This is a genomic window from Paenibacillus sp. S25 (assembly GCF_019454085.1).
Classification (GTDB): Bacteria; Bacillota; Bacilli; order Paenibacillales; family Paenibacillaceae; genus Paenibacillus; species Paenibacillus polymyxa_B.
Window position 1 is genome coordinate 5836004 of the sequence record NZ_CP073683.1, and the last position, 21192, is coordinate 5857195.

The window sequence follows — 21192 nt, forward strand, 5'->3', positions numbered from 1 at the left end:
TCACGCCGTGCGGCACAAGAACTTTCTCGACGAATGCCCTTATGCCTTCAAGCGTGCTTGTATCCTCGGTCCGAAAATCTTTATCTCATTTTTGAACGATTGAACTAGTTGCTTCTGTTGTACCTTTTGCCTCACCATGTCCTGCACCAAATAGGTTCAGTACTACTACGCCAATAACAATTAAAGCAATACCTGCGATGCTTCCTGTATTGATTTTTTCTTTCCAAATCAATACTGATATAAGCGTTGTAGCAACAGCCCCTACACCTGACCAGATGGCATAAGTCATATTTAAAGGGAGCGTCTTAAGGGATAAGGAGATAAAGAAGAAAGAGATCACAAACGCAACAATTGTGAATAGAGTCGGATACAATCTGGTAAAACCTTCTGAAGCCTTAAGCATTGAAGTTCCAATAAGCTCACCAACAATAGAGATTGCCAAGAAAAGATAAGCCATTATTCATTCTCCTTTATATATGTTTTTAACTCTTCCATCATTTTTTGCCTCATTTCCTTATTAGGAGGAGCAAGCCCAAACATTTCGGTAAACCACAAGCCGTCTATAGCTAATCGGACTATCGTGGAACGAACGGGATCTAATTCGTCGTTTTCAATTTTATTTTGGATATTCTCATACTCGTCCTGAAGTAACTTTAGCATTTGAGGGTTCGTAAACTGTGCTGCTGAGAGAGCGGTATACAGGTCACTTGCATTCCGATCGCCAGAAAATGATGTATTCATATACGCGCGAGTCCATCTTCCTTTGGAATGCATATCGTTTTCTGCTCTCTCATTAAATTCGGAGACAAAGCTGGTCGATAGTTGCTCAACCATTCCCAAAATCAATTCATCCTTATTCGGAAAATGGTAAAGCAATCCTCCTTTACTTATTCCCGCTTTCTTAGCCACCGCTTCTAACGTTAACTTCTCTACTCCTTCTTCGTGCACAATTATGGAGGCCGCTTTAAGAATTAATTCTCTTTTTAATGTTTTTTTAGTTGTATTCATTTTGATCACCGCCCACTTTATTATACCGTCCAGACGGTTTTATTTCAAGTGAGTTTGAAATTATTGGATCGGGTATGTAAGCCTAATTGAGTTGGATTAGGTTTTGATACGTTACGTTTAAGCTAAATAAAAAGAAGCCTTTGGCGTATAGCATTTCAGCCAAGACTTCTTCAAATAAACATCTGCTCAGCCCATACATTTAGTAAAAGTTCTCATCTGTTGGGTTTTAAGTGCCACCTATAGCTTAACTCTGCACATATTGTCTCAGCCATTGGAGTGCGGGACGTTCCGAGCCGTTCGAGTTCAGCAGATGTGTGTTCGCCTTCCAGGTTTGTCCCTGGATATACCCCCAGAGCGTAACTCCCTTCACTGAAGGATGTTGCCAGAGTACCGGAAACTTCTCTTTGTATCTGGCAAGTTGGGTGTTGTCATCTCCAGTTATATCTAGTTCCGACACATAGATCGGCAACCCGGTCGCCGACAGCTTATTTAGTACAGTATTCATTGTGTTGACTGAGACGGTGTCCATACTGAACTGGTGGCATTGAATGCCAATTCCGTCAATCAGACCTCTACTCTTGAGCTGATTAATAATATTGACATATTGGTCGGTTAATGAAGGGTCGTTGATAATTCCATATTCATTTATAAGCAGCTTGGCATTGGGAAAAGCTTGTCTGGCCTGTTGGAACGACCATATGACCCAATCCCATCCGGTCGACCCGTCACCACCAATGGCATTGCGATAGGACGGCTTCTGATGCAGCGGCTCATTCACCACATCTACAAACTCCGCATTCGGATAGCGTTGACCTGCTGCTTTAATCCACTGAGTCACTTCCGCTTTCTGATCAGCAACCGACAGCCCCCTAACCCATCCTGGCTCCTGAGCACCCCATACCAACGTATGGAACTTGAACGGGAAGCCATTGCTACGGGCATAATTGTAGGCAGTATCCGCCTGTGACCAGTTCATGTTGTTACGATTGCCTTCAACCGATTCCCACTTAGTCGAGTTCTCCGGCGTCACTTGATTCCAGTATGTCCCGTAACTAGGAGGGACACTGCCCGCAATGACATTCCCCAAAAATTTGCTTCCATTTGCCAGTCCAGCATCAGCCTGGTTTACCAGAACAGAAGATAACAACACACCCGCCAGAGCCAAGCTACTCACCAACTTACCCACTTTAATTCTCAACATAAAATCTCCTCCTCACACATATAGTTTGATAATACTCATCCCTTAAATTTAAGCGCTTACATTTCCAATTATAAGAATGAATAGTTGTTTTCTGCTACATGTGAAAGTATAGATTTAACCCGAAAAATCTTACATCATTGCAGGACAGTCACAACACGAATCCCAAACAACTCTGAAACGACAAAAAAGATTACTGCAAAAAGTGATATACTCCCCTTTTACAGTAGCAAGTTTTATTATTTAACCTGTCTACTTTTTTGGAAGCATATCACTTTGGAGACTACCCATTTAATAGTTTAAGGATTAAGCGCTCTTGCAATCGCGTCCACATAACTTTGGCTAGCACGCTGGCTTACTTCTGCTTGCGGAACCATCCCTTCAAAGTTGTGGAATGTGCCGGGATACAGATGGAATTCAACGTCTACCCCAGCTTGGGCAAGGCGTGTCACATATTCAATCGTCTCATCTCGAAACAGATCGAGCTGGCCAATGCACGTATAGGTCGGCGGCAGCCCAGCTAAGTTTTCCGCCCTCGACGGCACAGCGTATGGGGACACCTCGGTGTCTTCAGTACGATCGCCCAAGTACATGTTCCAGGCCGCCAAATTGTTCGTCCGGTTCCAAGTTGCGTTATCGGCCGTAATTTCATGACTTGACGCCGTAATATTACGGTCATCGATCATCGGATACAGCGGCATTTGGAAAATGAGGGCTGGCCCGCCTTTGTCACGTGCCATTAAAGCAAGTGCTGCGGTCAGACCGCCGCCCCCACTTGCTCCGGCAATTGCGATCCGATCTAAGTCGATGCCCAGCAGTTCAGCTTCGTCGGTCATCCACGTCAAAGCGGCATAACAGTCATCGATGGCAGCTGGGTAGGGATGCACGGGAGCAAGTCGGTAATCGACCGATACGACGACACATTTGGCCGCCTGCACGAAGCGTTCGCACAAAGCATCGTCCATATCAGGATGCCCCATCACATAGCCTCCCCCGTGAATCCACAGCATGGCCGGAAGCCTAACGTCAGTTCGCTGGTCAGGTTCGTAGATTTTGACTAATATCTCGCCTGCTACGCTCGGAATCATCCGGCTTGTCGTGCGTACGTGCTCCGACTGCTCAATGGGAGGACTCGACAAATAGCTTCTACTCAGTTCTAAATTTTCTTCCAGTTGAAAGCCAGGAAATTGTGCAATTACCGACCTAAATTCTGGGTACAAACGATTTTCAAAATCCATGTGAATCACTCCTATGTTTGGTTTTATAATCTTTTTTCCGTCTCTGCTTCCCACTGGGCTATTTCCTTCCGAACTCGGGGTGCTACCTCTGTTCCCAGCAGCTCAATGGCTCTCATCACCTCGGCATGCGGCATTGTACTTAACGGAACATACAGCATAAAGCGTGTAACACCTACATGTTTGCGAAGGTGAATGATCTTCTGGGCAACAGTCTCAGGATCGCCAACATACAGCGCACCTTCAAAGCTGCGCGCGGCATCGTAGCTAGAACGATCATAATGCGCCCAGCCCCGCTCCCTGCCTAATCTATTCATACCTGCCATCGTAGAAGGGAAATATGTATCTGCAGCTCGTTCATTATTCTCTCCGACAAATCCTATCGAGTGCGATCCAACCTTAAGCTGCGATTCGTCATGGCCAGCGTGCGCTGCTGCCTTCTTATAAAGCTGTACAAGCGGTGCAAAATTCATTGGATTTCCACCAATGATCGCCAACATCAAGGGCAGTCCTAACAGACCTGCACGGATAGCGGAATCCTGCCTGCCCCCGCTGCCAACCCATATCGGTAAAGGATTCTGAACCGGCCGTGGATACACACCCAAATTGTTAATTGCTGGCCGATGTCCACCTTTCCAGGTTACTTTTTCGGACTCCCGTATTTTAAGGAGCAATTCCAAATGTTGTTCAAACAGCTCATCATAGTCTTCCAAGTCATAGCCAAACAGTGGAAAAGATTCAATAAAGGAACCTCGGCCCGCCATAATCTCCGCACGTCCATTCGAAATACCATCCAGCGTAGCAAAATCCTGAAAAACGCGAACGGGATCAGCTGAAGAAAGCACTGTGACTGCACTGGTCAGCCGAATCTGTTTCGTCTGCGCTGCAGCCGCTGACAGCACAATCGCTGGTGAAGATGCCGAATAATCCTTCCGATGATGCTCACCTACCCCAAACACATCAAGTCCCACTTGATCAGCAAGGATAATTTCCTCGACAACTTCGCGCAATCTCTGTGCGTGACTTATCACTTCACCTGTCTGAACGTCAGGCTTTGTTTCTACAAACGAAGTAATACCTATCTCCATGGTCCATCTCTCCTATTCTAATAGCTTTCTTTGTATGACAATCAAATACCTATAAAATATCATACCGATCGGTAATATATTTTCCCAGTAAATATAACTCATTAAAAAGAATACTGTCAATAAATATAGTAAAAATACTTTGATTTATCCTCACACTTATATCTCCTTGGTGCGATAAACCAATCTGCATTTGACAATATAACGGGCTAATTATAAGATAATAACATACTAATTGGTACGCAAATAAAGACCCCAGACAATTATAATCAGAGTTATTGAGTTAAGAATAAAATTACGAACAATGAGAGGTATTGATTATGGGACGAATCCGCAAATTTGACGAAGATAAAGTATTAGATTCAGCAATGCGAATATTTTGGGAGAAGGGATATGAAGCTACCTCACTGAGTGATTTAACTTCCAGAATGGAAATTCAACGACCTAGTATATACTCCACTTTTGGAGGCAAAAAAGAATTGTTCGAAGCTGCGCTGCGCAAATACATGATGTCCCGTGCTTCTCTGATCCGAGCCAAGCTTCAAAGCAAACCATCTGTAAAAGAAGCATTTCGAGCTTTTTTTGAAGGTGTGGTCGATGAGGAATATACAGAAAACCCTAGAAAAGGATGCTTTTGTATCAATACAATGGTTGAACTTGCACCTCATGATGAGAAATTTGAAATTCTTACAAGGGAACATCAAATGTACCTATCGATTATATTTCAAGAAACCATTGAACGAGGTATACAATCAGGTGAGCTTGAGATCGGGCTCAATGCGAAGGCTGTATCACAGGCGCTAGTCGTATCGTTAATTGGACTGACCGTAATGATAAAGTCTCGTCCAGAACGATCATTTATTAATAACACGATAGATGTGACACTTACACTTCTTAAGTAATTCAGAGTGAATTCAATTTTAACGAATGGGAATCACTATACAGCAGTACAAAGGGCACCCAATCGGGTGCCCTTTGTACGTAGGAGGAGACTCCTTTCCTCCTTACGTCCATTCGGTAAATGTTCCAAGGATTCAGTTAATATGGATATGTATTAGAGTAAACCTGGATATAGAGTATACTAGATGAGTATAAGTTCGATACACGATGACATTATATATGTAATGGTATTCAAATACAGCGCAGAAGAGGTTGAAGATGAGTCAGAAGCATTTTACAGATTACGCATTAAGTGAAGAAATTGTAAGAGCGCTCAATAGCTTGGGCTATGAGACGCCAACAGAGATACAGACGGAAGTCATTCCTGTTGCGCTTGAGAAGAAGGATCTTGTCGCCAAATCGCAAACAGGTAGCGGCAAAACAGCAGCATATGGTATTCCAATTTGTGAGCTAGTAGATTGGAATGAGAATAAGCCCCAAGCTTTAATTCTGACGCCAACCCGTGAACTCGCATTACAGGTCACCGAAGACATCACGAATATTGGACGCTTTAAGCGGATAAAAGCAACACCCCTTTATGGGAAACATCCTTTTCATATCCAAAAGGCTGAGTTAAAACAAAGGACGCATGTGGCTGTAGGTACGCCAGGACGTGTACTGGACCATATCGAACGAGGCACGCTATCGTTAGATCGGATTGCCTACCTCGTGATTGATGAAGCTGACGAGATGCTGAATATGGGCTTTATCGAACAAGTCCAGTCGATTATTCAAGCGCTGCCTAGTGACCGGGTTACCATGTTATTCTCCGCTACCTTCCCTGAAGATGTAGCCACACTGTCACGTAAATATATGAAAGATCCTGTTAGAATTGAGATTAAAGCAACTGGTATAACGACCGCCACAATTGATCACTCTCTTATTCAGGTGAAGGAGTCAGACAAGCTGGCACTACTGCAAGATCTGCTCATTGTTGAGAATCCTGACAGCTGCATTATTTTCTGTCGTACGCAGGAGAATGTAGATACATTATTCAGAGCATTGGCTGATCTCGAATATCCATGTGATCGCATTCATGGTGGCATGGAGCAAGACGAGCGATTTGAGGTAATGAATGCATTCAGAAGGGGTCAATTCCGTTACTTGATTGCGACAGATGTCGCAGCCAGAGGGATTGATATCACGAATATCACCCATGTCATTAACTACGATATTCCCCTTGAGAAGGAAAGCTATGTTCACCGCACAGGACGTACGGGACGTGCTGGCAAAACAGGGAAAGCCATTTCCCTCATCACTCCTAAGGATGGCAGAAGATTAGCTGATATTGAAGCATATATTGGATTCGCGATTCCGCAGGTAAAGGCCCCCTCAGAAGAGGCTGTTGATCTCCGTAGAGAAAATTTTGAGCAGAAACTGCATGTAAAAACCGCACTCAAAAAAGATAAGCGCGAGCAATTAAACCAACAGATTATGAAGCTGAATTTTAACGGCGGTAAGAAGAAAAAACTCAGAGCTGTCGACTTCGTGGGGACCATCGCTAAGCTTGATGGAGTCACCGCAGATGATATCGGGATCATTACGATTCTGGATTATGCGACAGATGTTGAGATTCTGAATGGTAAAGGTCCACTGGTGCTTGAGATTATGAAGAATACGACCGTAAAGGGTAAGCTGTTAAAGGTACGCAAAGGGAATAAGTAGAAGATACGCTGCATTAAAGAGGGTGAGGCAATCCCGCCCAGCATAGCCGATGGTTATCGTTAGCTATACGGGCGGGACTGCCGAGTTTACCTCTTGATCGTTTAATTCATCTTTCCATTTTTTCTGCAATGCAATTAATGCCCTTCTTCTGACATATTCGTGTTCATCATTGGAGAGCTTAGACAAAAGACTATTTACTTCATCCCTCATTCCTTTTACTTCACCTAATCCATAGGCTATTTGCCACCTGGCTTCGTAATCAGAGTATGTAATTGCACTGTAGGCTAAAGACAAAAATATTTTGGGTCGTACAATTAGCAACTGCAATACATTCTCAACCTCATTATCCCTTGCCAATGTGTATAAGATCAGTTCATAAACTTCTGTCTGCCATTCAGCTAATGAAGTATGTTCTAACACTTCCTCAACAGCATTATAAAGCTTATCCCAATAAAGATAATTCGTTTCCCATTCTCCATGTTTTTCAGCTATGCTAGCACCCCATTGTTTGAATATTATGACTTGCTCTTGAAGAGTGCGGAATAAGGCATTTTCTCTATTATCATAAAACCCCATTTCCCATCCCCTTTTTTCTTTACAATCTATTTTCACTTTTTTGATAGGTATATTTTATCATTCTATTTATTTCCACAATATAATTTCAAGCTCTATGAAATCAACAACGTTGGTGATAATTGTTCTGCTTTATCGTATTCTCTTAGAGAGTTAATTTAATACTTAAAAAATTTTAGAAAAGGTGTCCCTTTCGGTCCTCTTCATTTGTTATACAGATATAGTTTTCTTTTTAATCAGAGGGGGTGCCTAAATCTTTGAATGAGGAAATCGAATATAGAATTAAACGGGTCCAAGCTGGCGAGATCCAGGATTACGCCTACATTGTAAAGGAGTATCAGCGTCAGATTTTTGTGTACTGCTGGCGACTATTAGGCAGTGAGCAGGAAGCGGAAGAGGCTGTACAGGATATTTTCGTTAGTGCTTTCGAGAAAATCAGTATGTACAAGCCCACAGTGGGTTTCTCCTCCTGGCTGTATAAAATGGCTTATCATCATTGCCTGAACCTGATTCGCAGGAAGAAACTACAGCGCAAATTTAAAATGACCCTGTTCACCTCAACTAACATGACTTCAGACAGTGCTGCGCAGGTTATGGAACGTCAGCTTTTCAGTGAACCGCTGAGCCGGGCATTGGACCAACTGAATGCAGAGGAGCGAAACCTGTTGGTGCTGCGCATTTTTGAAGAAAAATCGTTTGGAGAAATCGGGGAAATTATGAACAAAAGCGAGGAAGCTATCAAGAAAAAATACGGCAGAACAAAAACAAAGCTCAAAAAAATGATGGAGCCCATAGAGGAGGACCCAAAATGCGTGAATTACAAGACAGAACTCAGGAACAAGGCCTGAAATACACCGATCTAAAAGACAGAGGCTTAAAAAACATGGACATGCTGACAGAACCAGAGAGTGTCCTAAAAATCCAAGCTTTTGACGTCTCTGACAAAGTGATGGAACAGGTCTACCAAAAGGCGAAACCCAAAAAGGGATTCATTGTAAAAATGCGTCTTCAGCCGCGCATCACCGCTCCTATCATGATCTTGCTTTTTGTATTGGGCGCCTCTGTGACTGGATACGCCGCTTCGCAATATCTGGAATTCCGTAACAGTAAAGGCGATGTCGTATTAAATACCGCCAAAACACCTGCCGAAACGGATGCTTCCAAAACGTATACAACCACCTACACACAGTGGAACGAAGAGGTGACAGACCGTCTACAGCCTGGAGAGTATGCCGCCTATTACGTTAAGGACGATTCTATGAATCAACAAAATTCGTCTAATCCCGTCCTGTTTGCCTACAAACCAGCTGAAATTTCTAGCTTCAGCAGTCTGCAGGATGAAATCAAGCGGACAGAAGCTCCTCTGTTGCATAGTCCCACTCATCTGCCGAATGGCTACCGGTTTGATTTCGGATACGTCTATCCAGTCGCTGCATATCCTGGGATGATGAACAAAGAGGAATATCGCGCTTTAACGGATAAACTGACGCAACAGGCTAAAGCTGCACAGGAAGGTGAAAATCTGTTTATTCAAAAGCTGAGCTGGGACAAGTCTGACTTCACCCTCGCCCGGTATGCGAGAGGAAATGACTATGTAAACATCACCGTCACCAAATACGCTCCCGAAGTCACAAAGACGACCGTGATGCAAAATGAACAGGATTCGGCTGAGGAACTGATGATTAAAGGAACCAAGGCCTATTACATCAGAGCAAGCGAAACAAGCAAGCCCTTGGAGGTAGGAAAAAATCGATTGGGATGGCTCGATGAAAAAAGACGTTTACACTACAACATATCTGATAACCAGGACAGCCCGCTGAGCAAAGAAGACTTGGTAAAAGTAGCTGAAGATTTGCTTAACGGTTCACCGCAATAGTTATAAAAGAAAAGTTTTGAAAAGAGACCATCCTTTTTTAAGGGTGGTCTCTCTTTGAAGAATAGTCCTTATACCTTTTCCTCACAAACTATTACGGCATGTTCCACAATCTTTTTACCTCAACTAATTCCTGATCATTGAATTCCATTCTGTATACGTCTGGTTTGGATGTGTGTAGTAAAAAATTCAAATCGAACTGCTTGTCATAATACTCCATCATTAAAGTCATTACAGCTCCATGAGTGCCTAATGCGACTTTCCTTCCTCGGTAGATTTTTAGCAATTCCTTTAAGACTGTTATACTTCGGTTCTGACAAACTGCATTAGACTCTCCTCCCGTTAAAGCAAAGTTGGGATCAGAAAATGACTTATCTAACAAAGGGAATAATTCATCATCGGGCATTCGGTTGTCTTCACTAGAAAAAATTCTTTCTTTAAGATCCTCGAATATTAAAACTTCTTGTCCTGAGACTTGAGCTAATTCTTGAATGGTCAGGATTGCCCGTTGATATGGACTTGAAACGAAAACCTCGATCCCCTCTTCTCTTAATAATTCAGTTATTTGAAAAGCACCTGACTTGCCTTTATCAGTCAAACCTCTTGTTCTTTCATTTCCTTCCGTCTTCGGTGATTCGCCATGTCTCACCATGTAAATGAAAGTTTTCATAGTATCCTCCATGAAGAGCTGATGAATTTTTATTACATGATATTCGTGACTAACTACCAAGTCACCTTTTGCTAAGGTGGTTTTCTCTTGTTTCTTATTGCATAAATTTTTCTTGAGGGTGACGTTACGTCATTTGCTATACTGACTGAGAACGACACGCTAGAGCAATCAATTGGATGTGAGCAATGGATGGACAAAGAGAACTGTCTGACGACAGGACAGCTTGCCAAACGTACAGGGATAACGGTCAGGACATTGCGATATTACGATCAAATTGGACTTCTGAGTCCAGGAGGTCATCGCACTGGATCCATAAGACTGTACAACATGAAAGATATGGAAAGATTACAGCGAATTCAGATGTTGAAGTATCTAGGGTTATCGCTTCAAACAATAATGGACATTTTAGATGCAGAATCACCATCCAACGGAGAGATCAGACACTCGTTGCAAGCACAACTCGATGTTTTACAAAAGAAAATTGCTCATACAGAGCACGTAGTACATGCAATACGAGATGCTATGGAAATGTCGGCTTATGGCTCCGATTGGAGCCATTTGGCGGATGTTATTCAAACTGTGCAGAGTGAGCAAAATTGGGGGGAGCAATATCGGACGGCGAACCGTCTGCAAACACGGATACATCTTTACGACAAGTACAGTACGAATCCCCAAGGCTGGCATCGTTGGATCTTTGAACAACTGGAGGTGCAGCCGGGAGCCCACATTCTCGAGTTGGGCTGCGGCGACGGGACCTTTTGGATAAGAAATGCCGAAAGAATTCCAAGCAGCTGGCGTATCACGCTTACCGATATGTCAAGCGGGATGGTGGAAGAAGCACGTTGCCGCTTGGGAAGCAACCATCCGCAGTTTAAGTTTTTATCTGTTGACGCGCAACAGATCCCATTCCATGAAGAGCAATTCGATATGGTTATCGCTAACAACATGCTGTACCACGTGCCGGACATCCCTAGAGCAATCCGCGAGATGCACCGTATCTTAAAGCAAGGAGGTATAGTATGCACCTCTACAATGAGCACTCAACACCTACAAGAGGTCGAACACTTGGCGGTTTCGTTCGATCCTGAGCTTCATGTGTTGGATCATGCTATTAAACGGTTCCACCTGGATAACGGAGGGGACTTGCTGTCTTCTTGCTTTTCCGATCTTCGGTTGCTTCGATACGAGGACTGTCTGTTGGTCGACGAAGCGGAACCCCTGATCGAATATATAATTTCGACTCCGATGAACGCAAGAGAGCGACTTGTCGGAGCAGCTATTGACAAGTTTCGAGACCACGTCAATCGGCTTCTGCAGCAGAACGGAACTCTCGAAATGACTAAAGAGAACGGAATCTTTCTAGGGAGGAAATGAGATGAAGGCACAACAGTATCACCCAAGAGTACGGATTGTAAAAGAGGAGCTTCTATCGGATAACTGGTACATCCTAAATAAGGTCACATTCGAGTTTGAAAAAAATAATGGACAATGGGAGACACAATCCCGTGAAGTGTACGATCGCGGCAATGGTGCAACGATCCTGCTCTATAATCGGCACAAACAAACCGTTGTGCTGACCAGACAGTTCCGGATGCCTACTTATCGGAACGGCAATGAAACTGGGATGCTTATCGAAACCTGTGCAGGACTACTCGATAAAGAAACACCGGAAGAAGGTATTCTTCGGGAGACGGAGGAGGAGACGGGATACCGTATCGACCGTGTGCAGAAAGTTGGCGAGGCCTATATGTCACCGGGCTCTGTTACCGAAATCCTGCACTTCTATGTGGCCGAGTATAGTGAAGATATGACAACGGGTGGCGGTGGTGGCCTTGACGAGGAGCAGGAAAACATTGAAGTGATGGAACTCCCGTTTGCTCAAGTGCTAAACATGGTCGAAAGCGGCGAGATTCGCGACGCCAAGACGATAATGCTGCTCCAATACGCTCAGATCCAAGGACTCTTGAAAGTGAAATCGAAACCGCTTCATATCCTTATCGCAGGCCCGTATCGATCTGGAACGAATGATGATCATGTATTAATTGAGAAGAACGTCAACTACATGAATGAAATTGCTCTTCAAGTTTACGAGGCTGGTCATATGCCGGTGCTGGGGGAGTGGTATGCTTTGCCCCTTATCGCAACAGCTGGTTCCACTACTCTGGGAGACGAGACCTTTAACAGAATCTTTCATCCGTCTTCCATTCGCCTGCTTGATTACTGTAACGCCGTGCTTCGAGTTGGAGGACCCTCTCAGGGCGCCGATGAAATGGTAAGGGTGGCGAAAGAGAAAGGATTGTTGATTTACGAACGGCTCGACGAACTTCCGTTGGTGTGATATATCCTCTCTAAGCAGACCAAAGACAACTTGCCTCTGGGCATCCCCCACGGTTGTTTCGAGGACTGGGAGGACATGATTGATGTCAATATTAAAGGCGTTTTGTACGGTATAGCCGCAGCACTGCCTATCTTGCACAAACAGGGTTCCGAACATTTCGTGACCATCGCTTCTGTAGCAGGACATAAGACTGTGCCAAACCAGTCGGTCTACTCCGGTACGAAGTTCGCCGTGCGCGCCATCTCAGAGGGGTTAGCGCGCTACATCATTACTGTGATCACTGTAGCAGACATCGAAAATGCGGAAGGATTGCAAAACTTTGTATTGTTAAACAAACATTTTAGCGGTGGGGGCTCCCCACCGCTTGGTGTTGTTGCTTATTCGACTTTAAAATATATCGTAAGATTACTGTACATTTTATTAAAAAGTAGTGGGATGATCCAGTTACCAGCCATGCAAAATCAACGATGAAGCGGCTCTTTTTCGCCCAGACCTAGCACCTCCGTTGTGGAATCATAAATTTCTTGGTAAAGCTCTGGATTTTCCGCTAGTGACACCCCATAAGAAGGAATCATCTCTTTTATTTTGGGTTGCCACTCTTCCATATGTTGTGGGAAGCATTTTTCCAATACTTCCAGCATAACGTGAACAGCAGTAGAAGCACCCGGAGAAGCGCCGAGCAGTGCAGCTACCGAACCATCAGCGGCACTAACCACTTCCGTGCCAAATTGAAGTGTTCCTTTACCGCCCTCCGTATCTTTGATCACCTGCACACGTTGACCCGCTACCACAATCCCCCAGTCCTCGATTTTGGCGTTCGGAATAAACTCGCGTAATTCTTCCAGACGCTTTTCATTCGATAACATCACTTGCTGGATCAGGTATTTGGTCAATGCCATCTCTTTTGCGCCTGCCGCCAACATCGTGATGAGGTTATTGGGTTTTACAGAACCGATCAAATCCAAATTTGAACCCGTTTTCAAGAACTTCGGTGAGAAGCCGGCAAACGGTCCAAATAACAGTGCTTTTTGGTTACTGATGTATCTTGTATCCAGATGCGGAACAGACATGGGAGGAGCACCAACCTTAGCTTTACCGTATACTTTTGCATGATGCTGGGCGACAATCTTAGAATTGTTACATACCATAAATAGTCCACTTACCGGGAATCCCCCGATATATTTGGACTCAGGAATACCAGTTCTTTGTAGCAAAGGTAGACTTCCACCCCCACCACCGATAAAGACAAATTTGGCATTATGGTATTCGATTTTGCCGTTGTCCAGATTATGGACTTTAACTTTCCACGAGCCGTCGCTCGCACGTTTAATATCCTTTACACTATGCTTGTATTTGATGTCGACGTTTTTACTTTTTAAATGCTCGAACAACATGCGTGTTAAAGCACCAAAGTTGACATCTGTTCCAGAGTCGATTTTGGTTGCCGCGATTGGTTCATTCAATGTACGGCCTTCCATAATCAGCGGAATCCATTCCTTCAGCTTTTCAGGGTCATCGGAGAATTCCATGCCTTGAAACAGAGAAATAGTTGAAAGCGCTTTAAACCTTTTTTTCAAAAAAGATACATTTTTCTCTCCTGTTACCAAACTCATATGCGGTATTGGTTTGATAAAATCCTGTGGATTACGAATCAAATTGCTGTTTACAAGAAAAGACCAAAACTGTCTTGAAAGCTGAAACTGCTCATTAATGTCTACAGCTTTACGAATATCTATAGATCCGTCAGCTTTTTCGGAAGTATAGTTCAGCTCGCACAGTGCAGCATGGCCTGTACCTGCATTATTCCATTCGTTAGAGCTTTCTTCTCCTGCGTTTGCGAGTTTCTCAAACACTTTAATTTCCCATTCCGGTGCTAACTCTTTCAGCAATGATCCCAGAGTCGCGCTCATGACTCCGGCACCAATTAAGATAATGTCTGTTTTTTTCTGAATGCTATTCATAAAAACCTTCCTTATCTCTTATATTTGCAAAAAAGAGCAGGCCCTCCTGCTTAGGTGATCCAAGAAGCAAGGCTCCACTCAGGAACATATCTTTTCTGTCTCTATTATAACTAAAATATAATCTTTTAAAAATTATATTGTCTATTATCTGATAATTATAAATCATTTCTGCTAAAAAGTGAGAATTTTCTTTGCAGAAATAATAAGAATTGATCTCAACACGCTGTATTATTTGAGCTTCACTTACTAGCAGTAATAACAGACACCGACAATTCTTCGGTAAACACACCCGTAGAGTCCATGTATATGAATAATTCGGTAAAATATGTCTTTACGGGATAGGCCCTTTCTAATTGCACTAACGTTTTCTGGAATGAGCTTCACGGTTTATAAATACTTCATCATGATATTCAAAACGGTCTGTTGTTGATTCTCCCAATCATAATCGGAGTTATCCATAATAAATGATTGAAAAGGGAGTTGCTCAATGATTTGCAATTCTAGATCACGTCGATGTTCAAGGAACTGAATATATCCTTCGTACCCGTGCAAACCCTTCCTCTTTCCATAATCTTGCTCCGTATGGTACCAAATCGCGAAATCTAACCATTCTTGAGATCTCATTGTTTTAACTCGCTCAATCGTCTCACCCACATTCGGTTGCTTCAAATAGAACAAAATTGGATTTAACTCCTGAATTTGCTCCGCAATCTGTAATACATGCTGAATAAAACGATCTTCTCCAGCATCATGCCGGGCGAGTAATGCACACCCTGAGTTCTGTAAAAAACAGCATTCGAGTATGGTCAGCTTTTCTTTTTCTCGTTGATCTTTAACAAAAGACTTCCAACGTTGAATCATCAACCCGCAGTGCTTTTCTACAGGTACTCCATCGTAGATTTCATAACGCCGAATTTCCTCATACAAACTAGAAGGAATTTCATTATGAGCTGATTGTTGCGCAAGCGCATAGGCGATTAAAGAGTCGTTGCCATTCAAAGATACAAAAGGATCAATGTAATGAAACACCTCGGAATAGATTGATCGAAGCCGTTCAAGTTCTTCGTTTGGCATACATGCAACCGATTCATAATCAGCGGGATGTCGTAAGTTCCCTTCTAAAAATAGTTCCGATTCTATTTGATGTGTGTTTACCATGTCATGTATGTACCTAGATAATGTGGATTTGCCAGAGCCAGGTATACCTTCAACGATAACCAATTTCGTTTTCGTAGCTGGTAAACTCGCCATAGTATCACATCCTTATGAATTAAATGATTACCTTAAGGAGAATCCTATTGTTTCGTTATATCGCCAGATAGCTTAAAAACCTCCCCTTATCTCGACATCCTTAGAAAATCAATAAAAAGCATTGGGCCCTGAGGACTGACCCAATGCTTTTATAGATGACTATCTTCTAGTTACTTAATAATCACGTATTCCAGGTTAACCAGTTTTGCATAAGTAACAATTTGGTCTGTGGTTAGATTCAAGGAAACCACGGTATGGTGACCGCCGCCGTTCTCAATCCATGCTTTAACCCCATCTTGGAAGTTTGGCTTCACGTTCCACAGTACACGGGCCACAGGAAGATTTGGAGCAGGAACTGTCGGTTCAAATGCAGTAACCTCATTGATCAGCAGTTTATAGTGCGTGCCAAAGTCAGCCATGGAAACAACCACACCGTCTCCTGCCTTGCCGTCAAACACTAGACGGGCTGGATCTTCACGATCGCCGATACCTAACGGAGAAACGATGATTTTAGGCTTGTTGCTTGCCAACGTTGGGTCAACTTCAAGCATATGGGATTGAAGAATCGATTCCTGACCAGCCGCTAATTCATAGGTGTAGTCTTCCATAAAGCCAGTGGATTGGTTATGGCTCATTACTTTAAGCAGACGATCGAGCGCTGCCGTCTTCCAGTCCCCTTCCCCGGCGAAGCCATATCCTTGTGCCATCAAACGTTGAACCGCAAGACCAGGAAGCTGTTTCATACCATAGAGGTCTTCGAAGTTCGTAGTGAAGGCAGTATAGCCGCCATTATCCAGGAACCGTTTAAGGGCAATTTCATAGCTTGCTTGCACTCTTACGCTGGCTTCCCAAGCTTCCTTGCTGTAAGTACCATAATCAAATTCATAAAGTTCGGAGTATTCCGCAAACAAAGCATCAATCTCTTCTTCTTTCACAGCATTGACGTACTGAACAAGGTCGCCAATTCCGAAGTAGTCAACGGTCCATCCAAATTGAATTTGAGCTTCGACCTTATCACCTTCCGTAACGCCAACGTTACGCATGTTGTCGCCAAAGCGGGCAACTTTGATATTGAAGCTTTCGTTATAAGCAACCGCTACATCCATCCACTCTGCGATTTGCTTCTGCACTTCCGCACGTTCCCAGTACCCTACGACCACTTTATTCTGTTTCTTCAGACGGGCATTGATGAATCCATATTCACGGTCACCATGAGCTGCCTGATTGAGGTTCATGAAGTCCATGTCAATCGTAGCCCAAGGAATGCTTTCATTGAACTGTGTAGCAAGATGAAGCAGCGGCTTCTGCAGCAATTTAGTACCGCGAATCCACATTTTTGCAGGTGAAAAGGTATGCATCCAAGTGATGACACCGGCAACCTCGTCACGATAGTTGACTTCTTTCATGAGGTTGGTGATTTTGTCTGCACTAACCGCCAGATCCTGCAATACAAGCGGATAAGGCAGAACGCCACTCTTATTTAAGGCATCGGTCATTTCTTGTGCGTGTGCTTTGACTTCTGCTAATGCTTCTTCTCCATACAGATGTTGTGAACCTACGACAAACCAGAACTGTTTTGTACCTACTGTTGACATCATTCATCCTCTTTTCTTAATTTTTTAGTTTATATTACTTTTGCCCGTAATACGCGTCTTTCCCATGTTTGCGTAAATAGTGTTTATCTAGAATGCGCTGCGGCAATTCTTCAGCAAAATGATTCAATTCTCGTGCGAATAAATTCATTTTCGAAACTTCTTCCAACACGACGCTATTCATTACCGCCGATTTTGCATCTTTGCCCCAAGTGAAGGGAGCATGACCCTTAAGTAGAACACCAGGCACTGCTAAAATATCCAGCCCGCGCTGCTCAAAAGTCTCGATGATGACACGGCCGGTTTCCGCTTCGTAACCACGATCAATCTCCTCTTGTGTCAAGAAACGGGCGCAAGGAACAGAACCATAGAAGGTGTCTGCATGAGTAGTCCCCATTACAGGTACATCCAGGCCTGCTTGAGCCCAAATGGTCGCCCAAGTCGAATGCGTGTGTACAATACCGCCGATCTCTGCATAATGCTTATAAAGTACAGCGTGAGTCGGTGTATCTGATGAAGGTCTCATTTCTCCTTCAACAACATTGCCATCAAAATCAACAACCACCATATCGCTAGGTTTCATCGTGTCATAACTAACACCACTAGGTTTGATAACGAATAAGCGGCTCTCACGATCAACAGCGCTTACGTTACCCCAGGTGTATTTCACGAGTCCATGTTTAGGCAAATCCAGATTGGCTTGATATACTTCTTCTTTCAGTTGCTCTAACACGTCAATCCCTCCAGTTTTCCACTAGATTATCTACAGCAGCCTGTTCAATCGCTAGACCTTGTGTGTAGCGTTCCATGAATGCTTCGAATCCCTTAACGTCGGAACTGTCAGGAGAAATTTCTTGCCCCTCAGCATCTCTAAATACTTTTTGGTCGAGGAAGTCTTCCAGGCTTTCTTGCTGAGCCTTGTTCATCATGTAAGAAGCCAGAATAGCAATACCCCACGCCCCGCCTTCTCCAGCTGTTGACATCACTGATACCGGGACATTCATGGCAGCAGCAACAATTTTTTGTCCGACAATAGGGGTTTTAAATAAACCACCGTGAGCCAGAATGCTGTCAATTGCGACATTTTCTTGCTTTGTCAAAATATCCATTCCGATTTTCAAAGCAGCAAACGCAGTAAACAGATGAGTCCGCATGAAATTGGCCAAATTGAAACGGCTCTCAGGGGAGCGGACAAACAATGGCCGGCCTTTCTCTATTCCGGTGATATTCTCTCCTGACAAATATCCGTAGCTAAGTAAGCCGCCGCCATCTGGATCTGCTTCCAAAGCCTTATTCAGCAACACACTGAATAATTGATTCGGGTCCACCTTTTGCCCCATTGCCTCATAGAACTCACGGAACAATCCCAGCCAAGCATTGAGATCGCTTGAACAGTTGTTGGCATGAACCATTCCGACCGGATTACCATTCGGTGTAGTCACCAGATCAATTTCCGGATATACCGCTGAAAGATCCTTTTCTAATACAAGCATGGCAAAAACCGAGGTTCCCACAGAGACGTTGCCAGTCCGTTTTCTCACACTATTCGTAGCGACCATCCCTGTTCCCGCATCGCCTTCTGGAGGACAAAGCGGAATACCTGGTTGTAAATCTTCGGATTTATCTAAGATTTTGGCTCCAGCGGCGGTTAGTACACCTGCCTGATCGCCTGAAATATAAACTTTAGGAAGAATTCCTTCTAACTTCCAATCGTAACCTTTGGCTGCAATAAGTTCATCAAACTGCTTAACCATCGATTCGTTATAATCATGTGTAGTCTCATCAATTGGGAATATGCCCGAAGCATCTCCGACGCCAATGGCCTTATTGCCAGTCAGCAGCCAGTGGATATATCCAGCTAACGTCGTCATAAAATCAATTTGAGGGACATGTTGCTCTTCGTTCAATATAGCTTGATACAGATGAGCAATACTCCATCGCTCAGGGATGTTGAATTGGAATTTATCAGTTAACACTTTTGCTGCAGCACCAGTTGTCGCATTCCGCCAAGTACGGAACGGAACAAGCAACTCGCCCTTGCTGTCAAAAGCCATATATCCGTGCATCATTGCAGAGAATCCTATAGAACCAACGGTACGAAGGGTGATTCCATATTTCCGCTCAACCTCTTGCTTCATTTCACTATAAGCCTCTTGCAGACCCGTAATAATACTCTCTAAGTTGTACGTCCAATAACCGTCTACCAAGAGATTTTCCCACTCATAGCTTCCAGATGCGATTGTTTCAAAATGATGATCAATCAGCACTGCCTTAATACGTGTGGATCCAAATTCGATACCAAGTGAAGTTTCTCCCTTAGTAATCGCTTGTTTAATGTCTTGATCCATGCTCACGTTACTCCTCTCTCTGAACAACTGTTATAATCGCAATAATTGAAAGAAGGCGCTTTCTTTAATTTACAACCTTAGTATATTTTTTGTTCGTACATTTGTCAACACACATACATAGTTATACATACAAATATTCTGATAAACCGAGTATTTATCTACTTTTCCTTTATTATTAATGCATGTTAGGCTATGGATTATAATAAGCTCATAATTATGCTAAAATATGTACATACAAATATTATGGGTAGGTAAATTAGTATTAGGACAACCAGGAAAGAAGGAATAAAGTGAAACCAAAGTATCAGGTCATCCTTGAGGATATAAAGAGCAACATTCTATCAGGAGCATACAGCGTAGGAGAGCAAATTCCAACGGAATCGGCCTTGCAGGATATGTATAAAGTTAGTCGCCAGACGGTACGAAAGGCTATTTTAGAACTATCCAACGAGGGTTTTTTAAGAAGTGAAAAAGGATCGGGCACTTACGTCAGCAACCAATTCCGATCAAAAACCGGCGGGAATTCCAGTAATAAAACCATCGGAGTCATCACGACCTATATTTCCGATTACATCTTCCCTTCTATTATTCGCGGGATTGAAGCTAGATTGAATGAAGATAATTATTCATTGCTATTAGCTAGTACAAATAATGATGTCGCACAGGAAAAGAAAGCTTTGGAGATGATGTTGTCCTTTGGTGTGGATGGCTTGATCATTGAGCCTACGAAGAGCAATCTATATAATCCCAATATCTCTTACTATTTGACGTTCAAGGAGCAGGATGTTCCGTTCATCATGATAAATGCTTATTATGAGGAGTTGGAAGTTCCTTTCTTTTGTCTCGATGATGTACAATCCAGCTATCTGGCAACAAAAGAATTGATTGCTAACGGACACACACACATTGGTATCATTGCCAAAATGGATGATTTACAAGGAAAGCATCGAATGAAGGGCTATATCAAAGCGCTTGGAGAAGCCAAATTACGGTTTCACCCAGAGCAAGTGCTCTCATTCTATACAGAGATGAAGCAGGACCTGTCCGCCAACTTAAAAAAATTCCTAACCGAACAAAGAGACGAGTTAACCGCAATTGTCTGCTATAACGACGAGGTAGGATTAGAAGTTGTACATGTATGCAGACAACTTGGTATATCTGTTCCCGAAGACATATCCATTATTGGTCAAGATAATTCCTATATTTCCAAGAATGCAAACATCAAACTAACGACATTAACACACCCACAGGAACAAATGGGACGTGATGCCGCCGATTGGGTTATTAAGAAACTGCAAGGAAAGAAGGAGCTACGCAACCACACCTATTATCAACCTGTATTAATTGAAGGAGAGACGGTAAAGAAGAGACTGAAGTAGATGGTGCTCATTTTACCTCCAAATTATGAACCGCCAGTTTGCCATTAACATTAGGGTATGCTGGCTTGAATTTATGA

19 protein-coding genes and 1 pseudogene are annotated in these 21192 nt (G+C 43.3%); 8 read left to right on the forward strand and 12 right to left on the reverse strand.

Features of this window, described 5'->3' with window-relative positions; translation table 11 throughout:
- Positions 1–85: 85 nt before the first annotated feature.
- From KAI37_RS25645 to KAI37_RS25665, 5 genes are all read right to left on the reverse strand, one after another.
- The gene (locus tag KAI37_RS25645) at positions 86–457 is read right to left on the reverse strand and encodes a DMT family transporter (RefSeq protein ID WP_071644043.1); all 372 of its coding nucleotides are present in this window, start codon (positions 455–457) and stop codon (positions 86–88) included.
- Complete coding sequence (locus KAI37_RS25650) at positions 457–1008, reverse strand: TetR/AcrR family transcriptional regulator (RefSeq protein ID WP_071644045.1); 552 nt, start codon at positions 1006–1008, stop codon at positions 457–459. Before KAI37_RS25650 ends, KAI37_RS25645 begins: the two co-directional genes overlap by 1 nt.
- Before the next feature lie 244 nt (positions 1009–1252).
- Positions 1253–2209 (reverse strand): endo-1,4-beta-xylanase, encoded by a 957-nt coding sequence (locus KAI37_RS25655; protein WP_071644046.1) that lies wholly within the window; start codon positions 2207–2209, stop codon positions 1253–1255.
- A gap of 296 nt (positions 2210–2505) precedes the next feature.
- Positions 2506–3444, reverse strand: coding sequence for an alpha/beta hydrolase (locus KAI37_RS25660; RefSeq protein WP_220031534.1), 939 nt, complete (start codon positions 3442–3444; stop codon positions 2506–2508).
- A 23-nt stretch (positions 3445–3467) separates the two neighbouring features.
- Positions 3468–4529 (reverse strand): LLM class flavin-dependent oxidoreductase, encoded by a 1062-nt coding sequence (locus KAI37_RS25665; protein WP_071644050.1) that lies wholly within the window; start codon positions 4527–4529, stop codon positions 3468–3470.
- A 317-nt stretch (positions 4530–4846) separates the two neighbouring features.
- Between KAI37_RS25665 and KAI37_RS25670 the strand changes: the two genes are divergently transcribed.
- On the forward strand, positions 4847–5428 hold the full coding sequence (locus KAI37_RS25670) for a TetR/AcrR family transcriptional regulator (RefSeq protein ID WP_220030492.1): 582 nt from the start codon (positions 4847–4849) through the stop codon (positions 5426–5428).
- 256 nt (positions 5429–5684) lie between these two features.
- Positions 5685–7130, forward strand: a complete 1446-nt coding sequence (locus KAI37_RS25675) for a DEAD/DEAH box helicase (protein ID WP_104497512.1) — start codon at positions 5685–5687, stop codon at positions 7128–7130.
- Between the two features lie 63 nt (positions 7131–7193).
- Here the strand turns inward: KAI37_RS25675 and KAI37_RS25680 are convergent, their stop codons facing one another.
- On the reverse strand, positions 7194–7706 hold the full coding sequence (locus tag KAI37_RS25680; protein ID WP_076292868.1) for a HEAT repeat domain-containing protein: 513 nt from the start codon (positions 7704–7706) through the stop codon (positions 7194–7196).
- 254 nt (positions 7707–7960) lie between these two features.
- Here KAI37_RS25680 and KAI37_RS25685 point away from each other — a divergent pair, with 254 nt between their 5' ends.
- Together KAI37_RS25685 and KAI37_RS25690 are read left to right on the forward strand one after the other, a co-directional pair.
- Complete coding sequence (locus KAI37_RS25685) at positions 7961–8551, forward strand: RNA polymerase sigma factor (RefSeq protein WP_220030493.1); 591 nt, start codon at positions 7961–7963, stop codon at positions 8549–8551.
- Positions 8512–9579: a DUF4367 domain-containing protein gene (locus tag KAI37_RS25690; RefSeq protein WP_220030494.1), complete on the forward strand. Its 1068-nt coding sequence runs from the start codon at positions 8512–8514 to the stop codon at positions 9577–9579. The genes KAI37_RS25685 and KAI37_RS25690 overlap by 40 nt, the downstream gene beginning before the upstream one ends.
- Before the next feature lie 91 nt (positions 9580–9670).
- Here the strand turns inward: KAI37_RS25690 and KAI37_RS25695 are convergent, their stop codons facing one another.
- Positions 9671–10246, reverse strand: coding sequence for a histidine phosphatase family protein (locus KAI37_RS25695; RefSeq protein WP_076292871.1), 576 nt, complete (start codon positions 10244–10246; stop codon positions 9671–9673).
- Positions 10247–10435: 189 nt separating this feature from the next.
- Here KAI37_RS25695 and KAI37_RS25700 point away from each other — a divergent pair, with 189 nt between their 5' ends.
- From KAI37_RS25700 to KAI37_RS25710, 3 genes and pseudogenes are all read left to right on the forward strand, one after another.
- Positions 10436–11620 (forward strand): MerR family transcriptional regulator, encoded by a 1185-nt coding sequence (locus KAI37_RS25700; protein WP_076292872.1) that lies wholly within the window; start codon positions 10436–10438, stop codon positions 11618–11620.
- A 1-nt stretch (position 11621) separates the two neighbouring features.
- Entirely contained in the window at positions 11622–12584 is a 963-nt protein-coding gene (gene nudK / locus KAI37_RS25705; protein ID WP_071644064.1) for a GDP-mannose pyrophosphatase NudK, read from the forward strand.
- A gap of 60 nt (positions 12585–12644) precedes the next feature.
- Positions 12645–12902, forward strand: a pseudogene (locus KAI37_RS25710) (SDR family oxidoreductase); the annotation flags it as partial.
- 143 nt (positions 12903–13045) lie between these two features.
- On the opposite strand, the gene KAI37_RS25715 reads toward KAI37_RS25710, so the two are convergent.
- The 5 genes from KAI37_RS25715 to KAI37_RS25735 form a co-directional block, all read right to left on the reverse strand.
- Complete coding sequence (locus KAI37_RS25715; protein WP_220030495.1) at positions 13046–14545, reverse strand: malate:quinone oxidoreductase; 1500 nt, start codon at positions 14543–14545, stop codon at positions 13046–13048.
- 387 nt (positions 14546–14932) lie between these two features.
- On the reverse strand, positions 14933–15796 hold the full coding sequence (locus tag KAI37_RS25720; RefSeq protein WP_220030496.1) for a P-loop NTPase family protein: 864 nt from the start codon (positions 15794–15796) through the stop codon (positions 14933–14935).
- Between the two features lie 170 nt (positions 15797–15966).
- Positions 15967–17391, reverse strand: coding sequence for an L-arabinose isomerase (gene araA, locus KAI37_RS25725; protein WP_071558008.1), 1425 nt, complete (start codon positions 17389–17391; stop codon positions 15967–15969).
- A 34-nt stretch (positions 17392–17425) separates the two neighbouring features.
- Positions 17426–18121, reverse strand: coding sequence for an L-ribulose-5-phosphate 4-epimerase (locus KAI37_RS25730; RefSeq protein WP_068939259.1), 696 nt, complete (start codon positions 18119–18121; stop codon positions 17426–17428).
- Position 18122: 1 nt separating this feature from the next.
- Positions 18123–19736 carry a xylulokinase gene (locus KAI37_RS25735; RefSeq protein ID WP_220030497.1) on the reverse strand — a complete coding sequence of 538 codons (1614 nt, stop codon included), beginning with the start codon at positions 19734–19736 and terminating at the stop codon, positions 18123–18125.
- Positions 19737–20026: 290 nt separating this feature from the next.
- Here KAI37_RS25735 and KAI37_RS25740 point away from each other — a divergent pair, with 290 nt between their 5' ends.
- Positions 20027–21115, forward strand: coding sequence for a GntR family transcriptional regulator (locus tag KAI37_RS25740; RefSeq protein WP_076292877.1), 1089 nt, complete (start codon positions 20027–20029; stop codon positions 21113–21115).
- Positions 21116–21192: the final 77 nt, after the last annotated feature.